General features: G+C 39.5%; 22 protein-coding genes. 16 read left to right on the forward strand and 6 right to left on the reverse strand.

Annotation, left to right across the window (positions count from 1 at the left end):
- The first annotated feature begins 86 nt into the window (after positions 1-86).
- The 6 genes from V7077_RS10550 to V7077_RS10575 all read left to right on the forward strand — a co-directional run bounded on the left by V7077_RS10550 (position 87) and on the right by V7077_RS10575 (position 6819).
- Positions 87-1694, forward strand: coding sequence for an ABC transporter substrate-binding protein (locus V7077_RS10550; protein ID WP_335501135.1), 1608 nt, complete (start codon positions 87-89; stop codon positions 1692-1694).
- 82 nt (positions 1695-1776) lie between these two features.
- Complete coding sequence (locus tag V7077_RS10555; RefSeq protein ID WP_335501137.1) at positions 1777-2757, forward strand: carbohydrate kinase family protein; 981 nt, start codon at positions 1777-1779, stop codon at positions 2755-2757.
- 2 nt (positions 2758-2759) lie between these two features.
- The gene (locus V7077_RS10560; RefSeq protein ID WP_335501139.1) at positions 2760-4238 is read left to right on the forward strand and encodes a glycoside hydrolase family 32 protein; all 1479 of its coding nucleotides are present in this window, start codon (positions 2760-2762) and stop codon (positions 4236-4238) included.
- A gap of 16 nt (positions 4239-4254) precedes the next feature.
- On the forward strand, positions 4255-4821 hold the full coding sequence (locus V7077_RS10565; RefSeq protein ID WP_335501140.1) for a YesL family protein: 567 nt from the start codon (positions 4255-4257) through the stop codon (positions 4819-4821).
- Between the two features lie 195 nt (positions 4822-5016).
- Complete coding sequence (locus tag V7077_RS10570) at positions 5017-5982, forward strand: quinone oxidoreductase family protein (RefSeq protein ID WP_335501142.1); 966 nt, start codon at positions 5017-5019, stop codon at positions 5980-5982.
- 15 nt (positions 5983-5997) lie between these two features.
- Positions 5998-6819, forward strand: a complete 822-nt coding sequence (locus V7077_RS10575; RefSeq protein ID WP_335501144.1) for an MBL fold metallo-hydrolase — start codon at positions 5998-6000, stop codon at positions 6817-6819.
- Between the two features lie 369 nt (positions 6820-7188).
- On the opposite strand, the gene V7077_RS10580 is transcribed toward V7077_RS10575, so the two are convergent.
- Complete coding sequence (locus V7077_RS10580; protein ID WP_335501146.1) at positions 7189-7941, reverse strand: SAM-dependent methyltransferase; 753 nt, start codon at positions 7939-7941, stop codon at positions 7189-7191.
- A 164-nt stretch (positions 7942-8105) separates the two neighbouring features.
- On the opposite strand from V7077_RS10580, the gene V7077_RS10585 reads away from it, so the two are divergent.
- A complete protein-coding gene (locus tag V7077_RS10585) occupies positions 8106-8489 on the forward strand; it encodes a hypothetical protein (protein WP_335501148.1) in 384 nt (127 codons plus the stop codon).
- A 212-nt stretch (positions 8490-8701) separates the two neighbouring features.
- On the forward strand, positions 8702-8836 hold the full coding sequence (locus tag V7077_RS10590; RefSeq protein ID WP_335501150.1) for a hypothetical protein: 135 nt from the start codon (positions 8702-8704) through the stop codon (positions 8834-8836).
- A 36-nt stretch (positions 8837-8872) separates the two neighbouring features.
- Here V7077_RS10590 and V7077_RS10595 read toward each other — a convergent pair whose 3' ends face one another.
- On the reverse strand, positions 8873-9406 hold the full coding sequence (locus V7077_RS10595) for a GNAT family N-acetyltransferase (RefSeq protein ID WP_335501152.1): 534 nt from the start codon (positions 9404-9406) through the stop codon (positions 8873-8875).
- A gap of 39 nt (positions 9407-9445) precedes the next feature.
- A complete protein-coding gene (locus V7077_RS10600; protein WP_335501154.1) occupies positions 9446-9598 on the reverse strand; it encodes a hypothetical protein in 153 nt (50 codons plus the stop codon).
- A gap of 185 nt (positions 9599-9783) precedes the next feature.
- Between V7077_RS10600 and V7077_RS10605 the strand changes: the two genes are divergently transcribed.
- Together V7077_RS10605 and V7077_RS10610 are read left to right on the forward strand one after the other, a co-directional pair.
- Positions 9784-11334 (forward strand): bifunctional GNAT family N-acetyltransferase/carbon-nitrogen hydrolase family protein, encoded by a 1551-nt coding sequence (locus V7077_RS10605; RefSeq protein WP_335501155.1) that lies wholly within the window; start codon positions 9784-9786, stop codon positions 11332-11334.
- Between the two features lie 106 nt (positions 11335-11440).
- Entirely contained in the window at positions 11441-11692 is a 252-nt protein-coding gene (locus tag V7077_RS10610; RefSeq protein WP_335501157.1) for a DUF1292 domain-containing protein, read from the forward strand.
- Positions 11693-11829: 137 nt separating this feature from the next.
- Here the strand turns inward: V7077_RS10610 and V7077_RS10615 are convergent, their stop codons facing one another.
- The gene (locus tag V7077_RS10615) at positions 11830-12018 is read right to left on the reverse strand and encodes a hypothetical protein (protein ID WP_335501159.1); all 189 of its coding nucleotides are present in this window, start codon (positions 12016-12018) and stop codon (positions 11830-11832) included.
- 316 nt (positions 12019-12334) lie between these two features.
- Here V7077_RS10615 and V7077_RS10620 point away from each other — a divergent pair, with 316 nt between their 5' ends.
- Complete coding sequence (locus tag V7077_RS10620; RefSeq protein WP_335501161.1) at positions 12335-13009, forward strand: DUF421 domain-containing protein; 675 nt, start codon at positions 12335-12337, stop codon at positions 13007-13009.
- Positions 13010-13098: 89 nt separating this feature from the next.
- Here the strand turns inward: V7077_RS10620 and V7077_RS10625 are convergent, their stop codons facing one another.
- Positions 13099-14463, reverse strand: a complete 1365-nt coding sequence (locus V7077_RS10625) for a S8 family peptidase (protein WP_335501163.1) — start codon at positions 14461-14463, stop codon at positions 13099-13101.
- 200 nt (positions 14464-14663) lie between these two features.
- Here V7077_RS10625 and V7077_RS10630 point away from each other — a divergent pair, with 200 nt between their 5' ends.
- From V7077_RS10630 to V7077_RS10645, 4 genes are all read left to right on the forward strand, one after another.
- Positions 14664-15227 carry a TetR/AcrR family transcriptional regulator gene (locus V7077_RS10630; protein WP_335501165.1) on the forward strand — a complete coding sequence of 188 codons (564 nt, stop codon included), beginning with the start codon at positions 14664-14666 and terminating at the stop codon, positions 15225-15227.
- Positions 15228-16673: a DHA2 family efflux MFS transporter permease subunit gene (locus tag V7077_RS10635; protein WP_335501167.1), complete on the forward strand. Its 1446-nt coding sequence runs from the start codon at positions 15228-15230 to the stop codon at positions 16671-16673.
- Positions 16674-16760: 87 nt separating this feature from the next.
- Entirely contained in the window at positions 16761-17201 is a 441-nt protein-coding gene (locus tag V7077_RS10640; RefSeq protein WP_335501169.1) for a universal stress protein, read from the forward strand.
- A 202-nt stretch (positions 17202-17403) separates the two neighbouring features.
- Positions 17404-17829 carry an ASCH domain-containing protein gene (locus V7077_RS10645; RefSeq protein ID WP_335501171.1) on the forward strand — a complete coding sequence of 142 codons (426 nt, stop codon included), beginning with the start codon at positions 17404-17406 and terminating at the stop codon, positions 17827-17829.
- Between the two features lie 65 nt (positions 17830-17894).
- On the opposite strand, the gene V7077_RS10650 is transcribed toward V7077_RS10645, so the two are convergent.
- The gene (locus tag V7077_RS10650; protein WP_335501173.1) at positions 17895-18818 is read right to left on the reverse strand and encodes a PD-(D/E)XK nuclease family protein; all 924 of its coding nucleotides are present in this window, start codon (positions 18816-18818) and stop codon (positions 17895-17897) included.
- Positions 18819-18956: 138 nt separating this feature from the next.
- Here V7077_RS10650 and V7077_RS10655 point away from each other — a divergent pair, with 138 nt between their 5' ends.
- Entirely contained in the window at positions 18957-19523 is a 567-nt protein-coding gene (locus tag V7077_RS10655) for an MOSC domain-containing protein (protein WP_335501175.1), read from the forward strand.
- Positions 19524-19580: the final 57 nt, after the last annotated feature.

The following is a 19580-nucleotide window of genomic DNA, read 5'->3' on the forward strand; positions in this document are numbered from 1 at the left end:
TTCCGCTCCAATCAACATGTTAAAAATCAAAAATAACCTTTAACAGAGCCTGAAAATAAAAAAATAATCATAAAGGGAGACACGACATGAAAAAGTCATGGGTAAGGAATTCACTGGTTTTATCTATTAGTTTATCTGCTATTCTCGCTGGCTGCTCGAATAGTTCAAACGGCAATGCAAGTGAAAAGAAAGTCAATGTGAAGATGAATCAAACTGGCTTACCGATTGTTGATAAGAACATAACGTTGAATTTTGTATCACCTAAATCTTCTTTAGCTCCAAATTTTAAAGATATGACACTGTTCAAAGAGCTGCAAAAACAGACAAATGTTCAAGTTAAGTGGAATAACATTCCAAGTGAAGGATATCAAGAGAAGAAAAACCTGCTGCTTTCAAGCGGGGATTTACCAGATGCTTTTTATAATTCCGGATTTACAGATTTAGACATCGTGAAGTATGCAAAAGATGGAACGATTATCCCTCTCGACAATTTAATAGATAAGTATATGCCTAACTTAAAAAAGAGACTAGAAGAAAGACCAGCTCTAAAGAGTGTCATCACTGCTCCTGATGGACACATTTATTCACTGCCGAGAGCAGAAGAAATGGACCTTGTTGGACTGCCAAATACCATGTACATAAACAAAACGTGGCTCGATAAGTTAGGTTTAAAGATGCCAACTACCATTGAAGAATATCACGATGTCCTAAAAGCGTTCCAAGATAAAGACGCCAACGGAAACGGTAAAAAAGATGAGATCGGTTTAACATACCTATTTAATGGCTGGTGTGGAAACTTTGGTGATATGATTGCTGTTTTTGGTGTTCCTGACAATAATGACCACCGAATTGTCCGTGATGGAAAAGTCATCTTCAGTGCAGTGCAGCCGGAATATAAGAAGGCAATTACCTATTACCATAAGTGGGTGAAGGAAGGGCTTCTTGATTCTGAAGCAACGACCCAGGACCAAGCGAAATTATTCTCAAAAGGTAAAACAAAAGATGAGACACTTGGATCCTTTATTTGGTGGGAAAGCACTGAATTAGTCGGAACAGATCGTCAAAATGACTATGCGGTTCTGCCGCCTCTTAAAGGACCTGATGGAACACCAATTGTAGGACGTTCTAATTACTCTGAATACAGCCGTGATGCTTTTGTAATCACGAAAGCCAATAAATATCCAGAAATTACAGCAAGATGGGTAGACCAGTTGTATGATCCAAAAGAATCGGCTCAGGTTGACTGGGGTCCACTTGGTGAAATTTATGAAGAAGATGCAAATGGAATGCTTGTAAATAAAGAATTGCCGGCTGGCGTGGCAATGGGAGAATTCCGTCAAAAAGTAGCACCTGGAGGACCATTCGTGGTATTAAAAGATGACTTCGGAAAAGTGGTCGATATGGAACCGCGTGCAAAAGAACGTTTGGCGATCTTAGATAAGTATTATCGTCCATATGTTGAAAAAGAAAACTATCCACAAGTCTTCTTTAATGAAGAGGATACCAAACGAGTCAATCAGCTGCAGACCGATATTACTCAGTTTGTCAATCAAAAACAAGCTCACTGGCTGCAGGATGGTGGAATCGAGAAGGAATGGGATGGTTATCTAAAACAATTAGACCAAATGGGACTTCCTGAGCTAATGAAACTATACCAAAAAGGTCTTGATGAATTTAACAAGAACAATAAATAATTCATAGATTCATTAGAGGGCAGAACATAAAGGATGCCGCCTTTGTTCTGCCTTATCTTTTCTAAGGAGAAAGGTGAACAACATGTACGATATTACAGCACTTGGGGAGGTACTCATTGATTTTACACCTTCCGGATTTTCAGAAAATGGGGGGATTCTGTTTGAACAGAATCCAGGTGGTGCGCCAGCAAACGTTTTGGCCGTACTATCAAAGTTTCAAAAAAGAACTAGCTTTATAGGGAAAGTTGGAAGCGATCAGTTTGGAACTTTTCTAAGAAATACATTGCAGCAAATAAATGTGGATACTTCAGGGCTGGTGACCTCCGTACAAACCAATACAACTTTAGCGTTTGTACACCTAGATAATACGGGTGATCGAACATTTAGCTTTTATCGTGACCCTGGGGCAGATACAACATTAGAAGTGGAAGAGGTAAACTTTGATACTATTAAAGATTCACGAATTTTTCACTTTGGTTCTGTATCAATGACGCATAACCCTTCTGCTGAAACCACTCTGGCAGCTGTTTCTTTTGCAAAAGAAAAGGGTGTCCTCATATCCTTTGATCCAAATCTACGTGAATCGTTATGGGGGAATTTAGACCAAGCCAAAGAGATGATGTTCAAGGGTCTTCAATTATCCGATATCGTAAAAATTTCTGAGGAAGAATTAGTGTTTCTTACTGGGGTCAGTGATTTAGAAAAAGGATCCAGACTGATATGGACAAACTTTCAGGTTCCATTATTGTTTATTACTCTAGGTGGAAATGGCTGCTTTTTCAGGTATGGAGAAACAACAGGACTTGTACCGGGATATGAAGTAAATGTACAAGATACTACAGGAGCAGGAGACGGATTCCTTGGAGGGGTTCTTTACAAGGTTCTTGAGAAAGACGGCAAGATTGATAACTTATCGACGGAAGAATTAACAGAAATAGCCTCGTTTGCTAACGCAGTAGGCGCATTAGCTACAACCAAAAGAGGTGCAATTCTAAGTATGCCTACTCTCGATGAGACAAATTCACTTATTACTTCAAAGGCAACCATAAAGGAGAACAAGTAACTATGGTATCAAAGAAATCTAATTTGCTAAGTTCAGATAAATACACAGAAAACTACCGGCCACAGTATCATTTTACACCAGAAACCAATTGGATGAACGACCCCAACGGGATGGTTTATTATGAAGGAGAATATCATCTATTTTATCAATATCATCCGTATAGCACCGTATGGGGACCGATGCATTGGGGACACGCGGTAAGCAACGATTTGATTCACTGGGAACATCTGCCGATTGCTTTATATCCTGATGAAAATGGTACAATTTTCTCTGGAAGTGCAGTAGTGGACTGGAAGGACTCCAGTGGATTTTTTAACGGAGGAACAGGACTTGTGGCCATATTCACTTCAGCGGATGGACCAAAGCAAACACAAAGCATCGCTTATAGTACGGACAAAGGGAGAACCTGGACTACATATGGTGGAAACCCTGTTTTAATTGATGATAACATCGCAGATTTCCGCGACCCAAAAGTATTCTGGCACGAAGAGTCACATAAGTGGATTATGGTCTTAGCTGTTGGTAACCATGTAAGAATCTATCTTTCAGATAACCTAAAAACTTGGGAGTTTGCCAGTGAATTTGGCAGGGCTGCCGGTTCCCATGATGGAGTATGGGAGTGTCCGGACCTGTTTAAATTGCCAATTGGCGATACGGATATGAAGAAATGGGTCATGATAGTCAGCATCGGAAACGACGATGCACATCCAGAAGGTTCCCGAACGCAGTATTTTGTTGGAGAATTCGATGGAAAAACGTTTATCAATGATAATCCGGATGAAATGGTTTTGTGGGTTGACTACGGCCGCGATAATTATGCAGGAGTAACCTGGTCGGATACATTGGAGGAAAGACGGTTATTTATCGGTTGGATGAGTAATTGGAAATACGCCAACATCACACCGACGAAAGAATGGAGAAGTGCTATGACCCTGCCAAGGGAGTTGTCACTTAACAATAAGCCTGAAGGTATCCGATTAACACAGACCCCTGTTAAGGAAATAGAAAGTCTTCGGAAAGAAAAAAGAAAATGGCAAGATTTGATCATTGACTCAAATTCTGATAATTTGCTATCCGATTGTAAAGGAAAAGAAATCGAAATTCTGGCTGAGTTTGAACTGAATTCCGCAACTGAATTCGGATTTGAAGTAAGAACCTCAGACGAAGAAAAAACAATTATTGGTTATGATACAACAACACAGGAACTTTTTATCGACCGGCAGCATTCAGGTGAAACTTCTTTCCACCCGTTATTCGCTTGTAGACATACTGCAAGAGTAGAACCAGAAGGAAGTCGTGTAAGACTTCGTTTATTCCTGGATTGGTCTTCCGTCGAAGTCTTTGTAAATAGCGGTGAAACAATCATGACGGATTTAATTTTTCCAAGCGGCACAAGCGAGGGATTAGCATTGTTTGCAAGTGGCGGAGATGTTACACTCGTCTCATTAGAAGTCTATCAGTTAAACTCAATCTGGAAATAAGAAGGGGAAGTCATCCATGAATATCCTGAATAGTCGAATGCTGCGGGGCATTGAAAGAGTGGTAGACCTATTTTTATTGAATCTAATCTGGCTGATTGTCTGCATACCAGTGGTTACAATTTTTCCAGCGACAACAGCGATGTATGGCGTGATTCGAAAATGGGTTATAGGCAAAGAAACAGACGGAGTCTTCCGAACCTTTTTCGGGTTATTCCGGGAATGTCTTTTTCAGAGCATGGGACTCTCGTTCCTATGGTTTATATTAGCCTATATTATTTTTCTCAATTATCAACTGGTGCATTCGAACTTGCTAATGATGGGCATTCTTGGGGTGTTAGCTCTATTGTTTTTATCGATAACCGTTTATTTATTTCCGGTAATGGCTCATTTTGATACCAAGTGGAAACATATTATTCGAAATTCACTTGTAATGGCCATTTCTTATCCTTTGACAACACTCTTGTTAATTGGGATTCTCCTAATTTCGCTGTATCTTATTTATTTAATTCCGGCATTAATTTTTATTGTTGGGAGCATTTCTGTTTACGGATCGTATAACGTTTGCCATAAGTTATTTACGTGATTCAGTTTGAATCTAAAAATAAATGAAACTATGAGGCTTGATGTTTGTTACTGCAAACGCAAGCCTTTTATATTTTGTTATTATACACGTTTACCTTCCCGCTGGTGTGAAGCTTCCTTTTTATTGCTTGCTTTCTAGAGGACATTTCTAAATAATAAAAGCGTAAACAAATTTTGAACGAATGAGGGTATTTACTTGAAAGCATTAGTATTTAATACATTTGGCGGACCAGAAGTTCTCGAATATACAGAAATTGAAAATCCAATGATCGGTCACGAGGAGATTCTCGTAAACATGAAGGCGATCGGCTTGAACTTTGCTGATATATACAGAAGAAAAGGAAACTACCACTTAGCGGGCAAGCCTCCTTTTATTTTAGGTTATGAAGGGGCTGGAATTGTTGAAAGGGTAGGGGTAAATGTAGAAGGGATAAAGGTAGGCGACCGAATTGCCTTCGCTGACGTACCATATGCGAATGCTGAGTTCGTGGCTGTCCCATTTGAAAAAGCGATCCCAGTTCCGGATTCCATCACATTGAATGATGCGGCATCTGTCTTGCTTCAAGGATTAACAGCACACTATTTATCGCGGGATAGTTATGCCGTGAAGGAGAAGGACGTTGTTCTGGTACATGCTGCCGCTGGTGGTGTAGGACAACTTCTCGTTCAAATTGTCAACCTGCTCGGGGGAAGGGTAATTGGTTTAACTTCATCTGTGGAAAAAGCTGCTGCCGCAAAGGATGCGGGAGCAGAAATGGTTTTCTTATATCAGGATGATTGGAAAAAGCAAGTGATTGAAGTAACCGGAGGCAAAGGAGTCGATGTGGTTTTTGAGTCAGTAGGGTCGACGCTCTCCGACAGTTTTGAGGTTACACGTGTGGGTGGCACAGTTGTATTTTATGGAATGGCAGGAGGAGACCCAGCCCCTGTGGACCCAAGGATGTTAATGGATACGTCGAAAACCTTGACAGGCGGAGACCTATGGAACGTACTTACCTCTCGCGCGGAACGGGTTGCTCGTTCAAAGGAATTATTCCAATGGATGGAAGAGGGGAAAGTCCGAGTCGCAGAGCCTGCCGTTTTCGCACTGAAGGATGGCCAGGAAGCTCACCGTTATCTTGAAAGCCGTAAAAGTACAGGGAAAATATTATTAATTCCTTAGGGAGAAGGAGCAGTCATGATTCAATTTCAAAATGAATCCATAGCAGTGTTTCAAAGTGCATTATTTCAGACGACCTGTACGGTAGCAGTGACAGAGGACCTCGTCATCGTGGTAGACCCGAACTGGCTGCCACATGAGATAGAGGAAATCAAGGAGCATGTTGCATGTGTTCAAGGGGATAGAGAAGTGTATCTTCTGTTTACACATGGAGACTTTGACCATATCATCGGGTATCATGCGTTCCCTGGGGCGAAAGTGATTGGCAGCAAAGGACTGCAGGAACATCCGCAAAAAGAGCAAAAGTTAGAGCTGATTCAGCAATTTTATAATGAGTATTATATTGAGCCTCCCTATAAGATTGGCTTTCCGGAAGTAGATTTCGTGATTCGTGAAGATGGGGAGCAGCTAGTGCTGGGGGAGACGACACTAACCTTTTACCTTGCGCAGGGTCATACGCATGATGGCTTATATACGTTAGTCGAGCCGCTTGGGCTATGGATTGCGGGCGATTACCTTTCTGATTTTGAGCTGCCGTTTATTTATTACAGTGCTAAAGCATATGAGGAAACGCTTCGGAAGGCAGAACTAGTATTGTTGAATCATAGAGTGTCCTTGCTAGTGCCTGGGCATGGGCAAGCAACGGACAGTCAGGAAGAGATGGGGCGCCGGATTCAACTGTCACAGGATTATTTGAGGCGCTTGATTGCTGCTGTGATGCAGGAGGATGCTGTCCAGCTGAACGGTTTGGAAAAGGAAATGCCATTTTCGTCTAACTTTACAAAGGATTGTCATAAGGACAATGTAGAGATTGTGCGGAAGGAGTACTTTGGTGGCTGATGTGGGATATCGGTTGAAAGTAGTCGGATCTATTAGACAGTTTCTAATAAGCTCAGTAAATTTTGTCCAATAGATATTTGTAAAAGACGTTTTAAAAAATTATTGGATGAGTTTGTCCGATAGGACGAGTCTATAAGACATTATTGAAGACTTAGGGTTGATTTTGTCTAATAGACAATGGTCAATTGGACATTATTTATGGAGTCTTTTTGGTTTTGTCCAATAGAACCCTTCTATTGGACAACTCTGATTGCAGCCAACGTTTGATTGTTCAATAGAACCCTTCTATAAGACATTTTATGAGGCTCTCTTCGGATTTTTGTCGTATACATGTGATGCTATTGGACATTTTTGTAAACTCCAATGCTTCTACAAATTCCTATACAAATACAACCCAAACCCCAAAGTATCGCGCCCCCATTGCAAATAGGTCCGTCTCCAGGACCGAATTCGCTCCAGCATGGCCTCAACATCTGGGTCCTCTGGATGCTCTAAACAATAATTCTCGATAGAAGAGGAATAAAGCCACTCATAATCATCCCATTCCTCATCACTTGCCACATATGACCAGAGCGGGATTAATCCTAACTCTTCACCAACCCTGACCGTATTAGCATGACTCTTACATTCAGATTCATCCGCACCGCCAAGCGCCTCTAAATACTCAGAACTTGGTGACTGCTTCCAATATCCTTCACCAACCAAAATATAACCATTCTTTTTAACCAGATTTTTAAGTATCCTTAGAGTCTCCTCAAGACCACCCAATGCGTGAGTCGAACCGATACATACTCCCAAATCAAAAGTCCTAAGTCCTAATCCTTTTACTGCTTCACCTGCATCTGCCGCGATATAGTCAATGCGATCCTCTGGAATCCGCATGGCTGCCCGTCGTTTTGCTTCTTCAATGGCACCATCATACAATTCAATGGCTGTCCCTTTTACCTGATAGCTTTCCACTAAACGAATTAACAGTTCACATTTTCCGGCACCAATATCTATCACATTATCGTTAGGTTTTAGATTCGCCATTCCTATCATTTTCATGAGCTTAGCTTCACCGATAGGATTGGCAAATGCGTGATCACGATGGGCTATTGCTGAAAATTTATTACGATCCATTATTTCATCTCCTTTTATCATTAAAACTGCATAAACTAATCAATAGTATATCTATATTATTATAATCCAGGAATCTCAGCCAATGTTTGATCAATCTTTTAAAAAGATGAAACTTAGTCCAACTTTTTTCGTATAAATAAGAAAGAAGAAAAGGAGATGTAGCGATGTTTTTAGCAGAGCTTCAGCTAGAGGAAAAGACCGCTTTTCTTGAACTAGCTGTTTTGATTGCATCAATTGATGGAAATTTATCGATATTTGAGACCACTATACTTAACAAGTATCAGAAGGAATTGGAACTTGAGGATTATGCACCGACAGGGATGGCTGTTGAGGAAATTCTAAAAACCTTCAAAAGTGAACGATCTAAAAATATCGTTTTAACTGAATTATTACAATTGATTTATTCCGATGGCGCACTTCAAGACCAGGAGAATGAGATAGTCCGGCTTATAAAAGAACACTTTGGATTTGATCCTGATGAATTTGGGAGTTTCAAGGATTGGATTGATAAAATAAAGGAATTATCCTTAACTAAAGAGAAATGGTAAAGCCCTGGATCCAGTTTAATAACGTACTGGGTCCTTTTATTTTTTCTAAAAGTTTATTCATTATAACTAAATGTTATCGAGTTTATTCAAAATTACTATTTTACGAATTGTGGATTTTATCGTAACATTTCTTAGAAATACAAAACAACTTAATTAAATTTTTTAGTTAATATAAAGCATTTGGGATTTACGAATTAAGGGGGTTTTTACATATGGAAAAAATGACTGAAAAAAAAGCAACTCAATCAAAGATGACAAAATTATTTAAAAACTGGAAAAAGAACGTTGTTATGGATTGGGGCGTCGTTGAACTAACCGAAGCTGTAGGTAAAGCACAAAAAAATTAAACCTAAAAAAATGGCTTGGAGGTCCCAAGTCATTTTTTATGTTCTAACGTTTAACCACGCATCCTCTAACATACTCATTTCCCATAAACTCCAGTATTCGTTCCCATTCCTACTGGAATCCCGAAGTAAACCTTCTTTTATAAAACCCGCTTTTTCATAGCAGGCAATCGCGGCAATGTTAAAGTCAAATACCCCGAGGCTCACTCGATGTAAATGTAGCTGATCAAAAGCAATCTTAAGAATTGCCTGGATCATCTGCAGACCAATCCCCTTACTTCTAACATCTTTCTTCCCAACAAGTACCTTGCCAATTCTCGCGGAGTTATTTTTCCTATCAATTCTTCCTAATGAAATATGTCCAATAACCTCCTTGGTTTCTCGATTGATTACTTTATAAGCCAAGGTATCTGAATCTTCCTTATTGGCATTTTCGATGTATTTTTCTAATTGCTCTTCCGTTAAGGGATAATCGAATGCATGACCGCTCCATTGAAGCAGAAATGAAGAAGAATCAATCCAACTAATCAGTTGTTGAAAATCTGCTCGTTCAAAATATTGTAGTTCAATCATGATGGCTTCTCCTTTTTAGCAAATGTACAAGTTTAAAGATCATTTTAACTGATCTTTCTTTAACTCAGTAAGCAATTCTGCGATTTTTTCATTTGTCTTATTGAGTTTTTTTAACTGGTTTTCTATCGATAATATAGTGGCAATGACCAGTAAGGTAATTAGTAATCCCAGTAGTCCTAAAATAATTGTCATCTTCTCTCATCCTTTCATGACCAGTATATCTTATAAAGTGTATTCTCCACCGTTTGAAGCAACTCCTTCTAAGGAATAAATTTAGTAAGAATCTGTAATTAAGTATTTTATTGGGAACTATAAATAAAGAATAGTTTATCTTTTAACAAATAAGGGTAAGACTCTTATCGAGAGGGTGAGAGATAGTGACTGAAACCGATGTATCCAAATACGAAAAGAAAATCATTATCCGCAACATACGGATGGAAGATATTGATGAGATTATAGAATTAGGCAAGGTATGCTTTCCGAACATGGAACCTTGGAAGAGGGAACAGCTGCGCAGTCATATCCGCATCTTTCCTGAAGGACAGTTCTGTGTGGAATATGAAGACAAAATTGTCGGCTCATGTTCAAGTCTGATTATCAATTTTGATGAATACAAAAACCAACACACTTGGAATACCATAACAGATAACGGGTATATCACCAATCATGATCCAGATGGATTTAATCTTTACGGAATAGAGGTAATGGTCGCTCCCGAATACCGCCGCATGAAGCTGGGTCATCGGCTTTATGAAGCACGTAAGGAACTGGCCCGTCAGCTGAATTTGCAAAGCATTATTATTGGCGGACGGATACCCAACTATCACTTATACAAAGAACAAATGACAGCCCGTGAATATGTTGATGCTGTTGAACGACACAGCATTTATGACCCCGTGTTATCGTTCCAGCTCCTGCAGGGATTTAGGATCAAACGTATTAATTCCCGATACCTTCCTGATGATAAGGCATCAGAGGCATTTGCTACGCTAATGGAATGGAACAATATCGATTTCCATCCGAAGTCCCGGCGCGTGTACCGCGCATCGGATCCTGTCCGAATTTGTGCGATTCAATATATGATGAAAAAAATTGACTGCTTTGACGAGTTTAAACGTCAGGTTGAATATTATGTCAATGTGGCGGCAGATTTTGGTTCTGATTTTGCCGTATTTCCAGAGATCTTTACGACTCAATTAATGTCGTTCTCAGAAGAAAAAAGACCTGACCAAGCGGTAAGGCTGCTAGCTACCTATACAGATCAATATATCGAATTGTTTACAGAACTTGCAGTTCGATACAATGTCAATATTGTCGGCGGCTCCCATTTTGTGGAAGAAAATGGTGAAGTTTATAATGTAGCCTATCTATTCAGGAGAGACGGGACGATTGAGAGGCAGTCTAAGCTACATATCACCCCGAATGAGCGGAAGTGGTGGGGAATTTCCGAAGGCAATGAATTCAATGTGTTTGAGACGGATTGTGGGAAAATCGCGATCCTCATTTGCTATGATATTGAATTTCCGGAACTTGGTCGAATGGCCGTCGATATGGGGGCCAACATCATCTTTGTTCCATTTTGTACGGATGACCGCCAAGGCTATTTACGGGTAAGGTATTGTGCTCAGGCACGGGCGATTGAGAATCAAATTTATACTTGTATTGCTGGTACGGTGGGTAACTTAACTCATGTGAAAAACATGGATATTCAATACGCACAATCCGGAATTTTCAGCCCTTCAGATTTTGAATTTGCCCGGGATGGAATTGTTGGGGAATGTGATGCCAATATAGATACGGTAGTTGTAGGTGACGTGGATATAGAAAAGCTAAGACGTTCACAAAAAACAGGCTCGGTCCGGCAATTACAGGATCGCCGGCGGGATTTGTATCGAATTGAATGGAAGAATTTAATGCGTGAATCGTGAGAAGAGGCGGACAGTATCAACTACTGTCTGCTTTTTTATGTTAAACCTCATAACGTTTTACCCTGAAGGGAAAAGTATAATGAGAACCGATTAAGGGGTGGCACTGATGGGTGATGAACCAAGAGATTTTATAACAATAGAAGATAGGAAGGGCAATCGTAAAGAATTCGCGGTTGAAGCATTATTTGATATGGAGGAAGAATCTTATGCACTTTTAGCCGGGGACGATGAAACAATTGTCATGAAAATTGAAGGAGAAGAGGGAAACCAGTATTTAGTGGGCATTGAAGATCCACTAGAAAGTGAAGCGATATTAGATGCCTATCAAATAGCAGTTGAAGAGGCACCTGCTGAATAAGAAAAAAATAGAAGGAAATTCCTGAGTGTCGTTAAGGCCTGAGATACCGGTGCCCATAGATTCATTCTTAACCTTTAAGGGGCTGAACGATCAATCGTTCAGCCCCCATTTATTCAAGCTTACTGAATTGAAACTTATCAAATGGGATGATTAATATATCTATCAAGATCCGTAATCTGAAGTCCTTTCTTGATAACGGACTTTTTAATCAGCTTAATTTCATAATACATTGCTTTTGATAGGATACCTTTTTCGATATTTTTATTAATATGGAAATAAAACTGAGCTAATACATCGATTGGTAATTTATCATATAAGTTTGGCAACAATATATCCTCCAATTTAGGGATATTTTCCATACAACAACCATATTGAATTTATTAAAAAATAACCAACTTTTAAAAATATTATGTCACTTCTATATTAAAGGAATAGGATATTTTTTCAACTCCTTTTTAAAAAATGAAACTCTCTTTAAAATGGGTTTATCTGAAAGATTAAATTACTAAACAACATCGATGATCCCGTAAAAAAATAAGAGAGTGGGCGCTGCTTAAGTTTAAAAAATACATAATAAAATTTGGGAAATGGTAACACTATATATTAAACGAATCATCAAGGGCTTATTTAGGAGAGAAATGTATGTATTTAGATATTGCTTTGGAATTGATAGTAGGCTTTTTTACCCTCCTCCTAGTATTAAAATTTTTAGGGAAAATTCAGTTTTCACAGATTACCCCGTTTGATTTTATTACTGGATTAGTCATGGGGAATTTTGTAGGGGATGCCGTGTTTGATGATCGGATTGATATAACGGAAATCGTTTTTACGATTGTCTTTTGGGGACTGCTGATTTATTGCGTAGAAAAATCAACCCAAAAGTTTATGGCATTTAGAGTCATGTTTGAAGGCAAACCAGCATTAATAATTAAAAATGGACAAATCCTTTATCAAAGCTTGAAGAAGAATCATATTGATTTAAATCAACTACAACAGCAAATGAGAAAGCAAGGCTACTTTTCTATCTTTGAGGCAGAATATGTTATTTTGGAACGGGACGGACAATTAAGCATTGTCCCCAAACATGAATACGGGGCTCCAACAAAACAAGATCTAAATATTCCTAAAAAACAAGTGAGTTTGCCCTTTGCTCTAATAATGGATGGAAAATTGGCTGCCGGCAATCTTAAAGAAGCAGGATTGACAGAAGAATGGCTTAAAGAACAGTTAAGCAATCAAGGTATTAATGATTATAGGGATGTATTATATGCAGAGTGGCAGGAAAACAATGGTTTAAACCTATCTAAATATAACTAGTTTATAATCATGAGAAACGGAAAATGGCTCGGTTCAGTAGAACGGAGCCATTTTTTATGAGAAATTTGCAGACAGAGTTGGTTTAATAACTACTTACCCTTTTTCTCTGCCATTTGGAGAGCGGCAGCATTGTTTATAATCCCATTCCCAAAGTAGGGACTGCGTGTGTTTTTACCTACCGGCTGCGCACTGCCGGTAATGATTTTGACTACATCGGTATTCTTTAGCTTTGGATTAACTGAACGGATTAAACCCGCTAAAGCGGTAACATGCGGCGCGGCCATGGAGGTGCCAGAAAGGGAGGCATATTCTCCATTGGAAAAAGTACTTGGAATATCTACTCCCGGTGCAGCCACATCCACATAATCTCCGAAGTTCGAGAACTCCGCTCGTTTCCCATCCCAATCGACCGCAGCTACACCCAAGACACCCGGATAGGCAGCGGGATAGCTTCGCTGGCTGGTATTATCATTACCAGCTGCAGAGATGACGACGACATTTTTTTCTAATGCGTAATCAATCGCACTTTCTAAGACATCACAACTTTGATAATTTCCAAGGCTTAAGTTAATCACATCTGCATCATGGTCGACCGCCCAGCGGATTCCTTTTGCAACGTAAAAAGAACCACCCGTACCATCGGCGCCCATTACCTTCACCGGAATAATAGGGTTATACCACGTAATTCCTGCCATACCCACACCATTGTTAGTATCGGCAGCAATAATACCGGCCACATGTGAGCCATGGCCATTATCATCATCTGGCTTGCTGCTATTATCTATTGCGTTATAGCCGGTTGTTAAACGGCGTGCTAGATCAGGATGATCCAGGTCCACACCCGTATCAACCACTGCGATTTTCACTTTTTTGGAACCGCGGCTAAGGTTCCAGCCTCGCTCTGTCCCAATCGCCGGTAAATTCCATTGATAACTTTGGTAATAGGTGTCGTTGACCTCGTTTGGTATAAAAATGTAATGAGGCTCCGCATATTCAACCGCATTATTTTTGATAAAATATTTTTCCAATTCATTGGCAGATAAACGGTTTGATTTAAATATATAAACGGTTTCATGCTGTTCTCTGACGCTTCCATCAATGTCTTTTAGATATTGATTTATTTTTTCTTGTGGAGGGATTGTTTTGAAATTAACGACGATTTCTTTTTCATAGTAATGGCTTTTGTCCTGTTTATTATGGTGAATCACTTTGATTGCCGGGCTGTTGTTGAGCCTGTGGACGAGCTGATGATTGGTTTTAATCATATTAATTCTTTGAATTTGGCCATTCTGATTTTGAACATTTTTTACCTGGAGAGGCTTGCTGCTCATATTTGTGCGGGTGATGGTATTGTTCCGCTGTTCTCCTTTATCTAAGAAAAACGGCCGCATAGTAGCAAACAGTATAAGACCTAAACCTAATGTGAAAATACCGAGAATGAACCTGTTTCGCATTCCTTCACCTCAAAAGTAAATATTTTATTAATAGCATGTTACATTTAGACACTTTTATGAATGGGTTGGAAAACTAGTTTAGGTAAGGGTATTTACCAACGTTTGTGTCAAATTTGTGAAAAAAGACTTGACGTAGAGAAAAAAATTTTGGTATTGTTGTAAACAGACCGGTTGGTTTGGTGTGGGGCGGACTACGGGAATTGGATACAAAATCGTTGATAATGAATATCTCGACGGCACTTTTTCAACAAAAAGGATATATAGGTGTAGGCCTAAGCGAAATTTTAAAAGCATGCGAACTTTCAAAAGGGTCGTTTTATCACCATTTTCCAAATGGAAAAGAAGAATTACTTATTACTTGCCTTCACTCTTTGAGTGAAGCAATTACGGAGGATATTGAGAAGATTTTTGAACTTTATCCGACTGCGCAAGAAGCTACAAATGCAATGATTGAACAACTAATCGTTAATTTTGATACGAAAGGTACGATTACTGAATTCACATTTAGCAGTATTGTCAGCGAAATAGGTTCGCTTAGTGAACCAGTCCGAACAGCTTGTTCTAATCTTTACGTTAGAATGCAGGATATTTATAGGAAGAAGTTAGCCGTCGATGGATTTTCAAAAGAAAATGCTGAATCTATTGCTTTGATGATGACTGCTTCTATTGAAGGTGGAATTTTGCTTTGTTTAACACAAAAAACAAGCCGCCCATTAAATGTTATCTTAGAAGTATTACTAAAATTATTAAAGGAGTTTAAATAAATGAGTGAACAAATCACAACAGGATCGATCACAAATCAACAAGTTAATACAAGTTCAATGGTGAACAAACAAATTAAAACAGGTCCTATCATGGCAGCTCTTTTTGTGGCTGGATTTGTGGGATTGTTTAGTGAAACAGCATTAAATATTGCCTTAGGGGATTTAGGAAAAATATTTAACACTAATGCAACGACGATTGGGTGGTTAGCAACAGGCTATTTCCTAACATTAGGTATTTTAGTGCCGGTAACAGGTATCTTGATGCAAAAGTTTACAACAAGGCAAATGTTTTTGACTTCTATCTCATTATCCCTTCTTGGAACCATTTTAGCAGCATCAGCACCTGTATTTAGTCTTTTATTGACGGCACGTGTGGTTCAAGCAGCAGGCTTAGCCATTGCTTTACCTTTAACGCAAAATGTTATTTTTACGATCTTCCCTCCAAATAAACGAGGCGCTGCAATGGGAGTTATGGGCTTAGTCATGTTAGCTGGCCCGGCACTTGGCCCAACAATTGCAGGACTTATATTAGATACATTATCCTGGCATTGGATTTTCTTGGTTACCTTACCATTCTTACTATTCTCTCTTATTTTCGGGATACTTTATTTGCCGAATGTTAATGATGTCCGTAAGGTTTCAATTGATACAGTATCGGTTATTCTGTCGACGATTGGATTTGGTGGGGTTGTTTACGGATTCAGTGTATCTGGTGAGGCAGGTTGGACGAGTGCAACAGTTCTAGGATCAATCATTATTGGATGTATAGCACTGATTATTTTTGCCATTCGTCAAACGAAAATGGAAACTCCTATGCTGAATTTAATTGCATTTAAGTACCCACTTTTCGTTCTTGGAGTCTTTATGACTTTTATTACGTTTTTTAATATGTTGTCCATGTTGGTTATCTTACCAATGTATATGCAAATGGCTCTATTAATTGCCGCTTTTACAACAGGACTGATCCTGCTGCCAGGAAGCTTACTTAACTGTGTACTAGCTCCAACGATTGGACGTTTATTTGATAAATATGGTCCAAGAGCGGTTATTACGCCTGGTACCATTTTAGTATCGATTGGTTATGTCTTCTATTCACAATTTGGTGCAGACACGGCGATTTGGATGGTAGTTGTAACACATATTGTCATGATGTTAGGTATTGGAGCGGTGCTTGCTTCTGTCCAAACCAACACATTAAATTCGCTTCCGAAGCAGTACTATGCAGATGGAATTGCCCTTACTCAAACACTTCAACAGGTAGCGGGAGCAGTCGGTATTGCTGTATTGGTATCCATTTTTTCTGCCAAGGAAAATAGTTATTTAGCAGTTGCCGGCAATGAACTGCCACAGGCAGCAGCAGCGGGATCATCAGTAGTATTTACTATTAGTTTAGTATTAGCTGTAATTAATGTTGTCCTATCGTTATTTATTAAAAAGCCTCATTAATCTAACCTATAGATATTACCCTTGATCTTACGATTAAGCATCTTTATAGGATAGAACAGCTTGAAATAGAAGGAGGAGGAATGGGAGATGGCAAATCATTATAAAAGTATTGTAGTCGCGGTAGACGGCTCAAAAGAAGCTGAATACGCTTTTCACAAATCCATCGATGTGGCAAAACGGAACAAAGACGCAACTTTAAACATCGTAAACATTTTCAATACACGTTCTTTCGAAGCTTATGAACGCTCTACGGTTGAGCTTGCTCAGCGTGCTTCAGAGGAGCTTGTAAATGCCTACAAGTTAGAAGCTAAAGCTGAAGGTGTTACAAACGTAAAGGCAGTAGTTGAATACGGTTCGCCAAAAACGATTATTACGAAGGAAATCGCTGACTTTGTAGAGGCGGATTTAATTATTTGTGGTGCGACGGGGCTTAATGCTGTCGAGCGTTACTTAATTGGTTCTGTATCCGGGTCAATCGTCCGATCGGCTACTTGTGATGTTTTGGTTGTTCGAACACCTGAGTATTAGACACTATAGTAAATAGAAAGTAACGACAGAGCATCTGCTAAGCTAGTAGCAGGTGCTCTGTCCATTTTCTGCTATTGCATTTAATACTTCATTAATGTTGGGGGCTCTCATTAGACAATAAAGCTTTTTGGTCTGAATTGGACGAGGAATCAGCGAGAATACTGAAAAGGATACTTACTTATGGGAAGGAGGAACCGTTATCATGAAGGTTTTATCAATGAAACAGCCTTGGGCCAGCCTTTTTGTACTGAGAGAAGCCAAATATGAAACCAGGACGTGGAGAACCACCTATCGGGGGCCAATGGCCATACATACAAGTAAACAAGTAGAAAAAGCAGTATGTTCTCATAAAGCCATTCAAGCTTTACTCGGTAAACATGGATATTCGGTGGATAATCTTCCAACTGGGAAAATTATCGCTGTTTGTAATTTGATGAATTACTTAAAGGTAACAGACAATCAAAATACATGGGCCGTCTTAGAAAATGGCGTCATCGTATCAGAAAATAACTACTTCCTAGGAGACTTCAACGAAGGAAACTACGCCTGGGTAGTACAAGACATGAAGCTGCTAGACCAGCCAATCCCAGCAAAAGGACACCTCGGCTTATGGGAATACAATATGTAAAGTGTCAGCCACCAGTGGACACTGTCTTTTTGTGGTGCCTGACACCATGTTTAATGACACCATGATTAAACTTCACATTTTTCTTTAAAGTTGCAGCGCTGGCATTTGTTGGATGAGTTCTTCTCAAATTGGTCTATGTGTAATGGCTTGTTCTTCGCAGGATTTTCGAGATAGCCTAGCATATGATAAATGCTTTCATTCATTAATGATTGAGCGGAGTCAATCTCAAACTGGGTTAATTGATATTCCTGATTTTTACCTGTTAACAAATACTCATTCCGCAGGACAATATCTTCAATGGAAATCCCTTGTTTCTGGGCAAGGAAAAGGGCATAAAGGGCAAGCTGCTTCCGGTCTTCCTCTGACTCCTTACCAGTTTTCCAATCGACCACCACCCATTTTTGCTGACTTACATCCTTGTAAACAAAGTCGAGAACAACAAATACATCAACCCCATTCACTTCAAAGGTTTGAAAATCCTCTGAGTGGAGAACATGCATTTCTAACTTGTTCAAAATATCTTGATAGGTTTTACTTCTGAAGAAGTTAGCTGCACATAACCGCAGCTTTGTCTTGGCGGAGCTAATCTCATCAGGGCTCAGCCCTTTCCCGTAGTAAATCTCATGAAGCATCTGATAGCGCTTCGGCATCCGAAACCATTGTGCACGTTGTTTGGTTGAATCCAGATAGGCCTTATTAAGGTGGTGCGTTACCAAATCAACCATTTCACTCTCAGTAAAGAGTATTTTACCATTTAAAAAATTTTTGAGCTGCTGGTCAATCACCTTATGGATGACATCCCCTAAAAGAATTGGGATATTCTTAATATTTTTAAGGCGATAAGCGGCCTTATTTTCTTCAGGGGCTTCATACTCCCAGCCATTATGAGATTCATAGTATTGATGATAATACTTTCGGGTGCACTCTAAGAATGTCTTATGTCTGGAATTGGACCAGGAAAATTCGGGATAATCGCGGTAAACGTACATACTCTACTCCTCTTAATAAAAAATAAGCATAGGTTCATTGTATTGGCAGAAACCTGTAAAAATCAATTGGCATGTTTGGCGAATTCAATATGGTATTATTGTTTTAACATCTTCGAAAAATAGAAGTGAGGTATTTATTTGAAAAAGGCAGCGGCAAGCATCATAGCATTATTAATAGCAGACCTTCCAGAGACCTTCGTGACTAGACGGATTTCCGAAACAATGCTCGAATTCGGCGGAATAAGGGGGGACCGCCATTTTGGGATAACAAGTAAGGCTGATTCAAGACAGCCCATGTTTCCAAGGGGAACGGAAATCCTTAACCGCAGGCAAATTACGATTGTCTCAGAAGAGGAATTACAGCAAATTGCTGATGAACTAGAAATCGATCAGATCAAACCGGAGTGGCTGGGAGCTAATCTACTAATAAAGGGATTTCCAGATTTAACGAAACTCACGCTTGGCTCACGAATCCTCTTTCCAAGTGGAGCAGGTTTAATTTGTATGGGGGAAAATATGCCTTGTACCTTGCCAGGTGATGAAATCCAAAAGCATTATGAGGGTCATGACAAGCTTGCCACTCGTTTTGTAAAAGCAGGCTATAAGCGAAGGGGAGTCGTTTGTGCAGTCGAACGACCAGGGGTAATCCATGAAACGGACGAAGTACAGATTCTATTGAATGACTACGCTAATCCTATGCAATAAGAGGACCCCGCCTTTTTGGAAAAAGGAGATCCTAGTGACTGACTCAAAGTAACTTTG

This window comes from Neobacillus vireti (genome assembly GCF_036962465.1).
Lineage (GTDB): Bacteria > Bacillota > Bacilli > Bacillales > Cytobacillaceae > Neobacillus > Neobacillus vireti_B.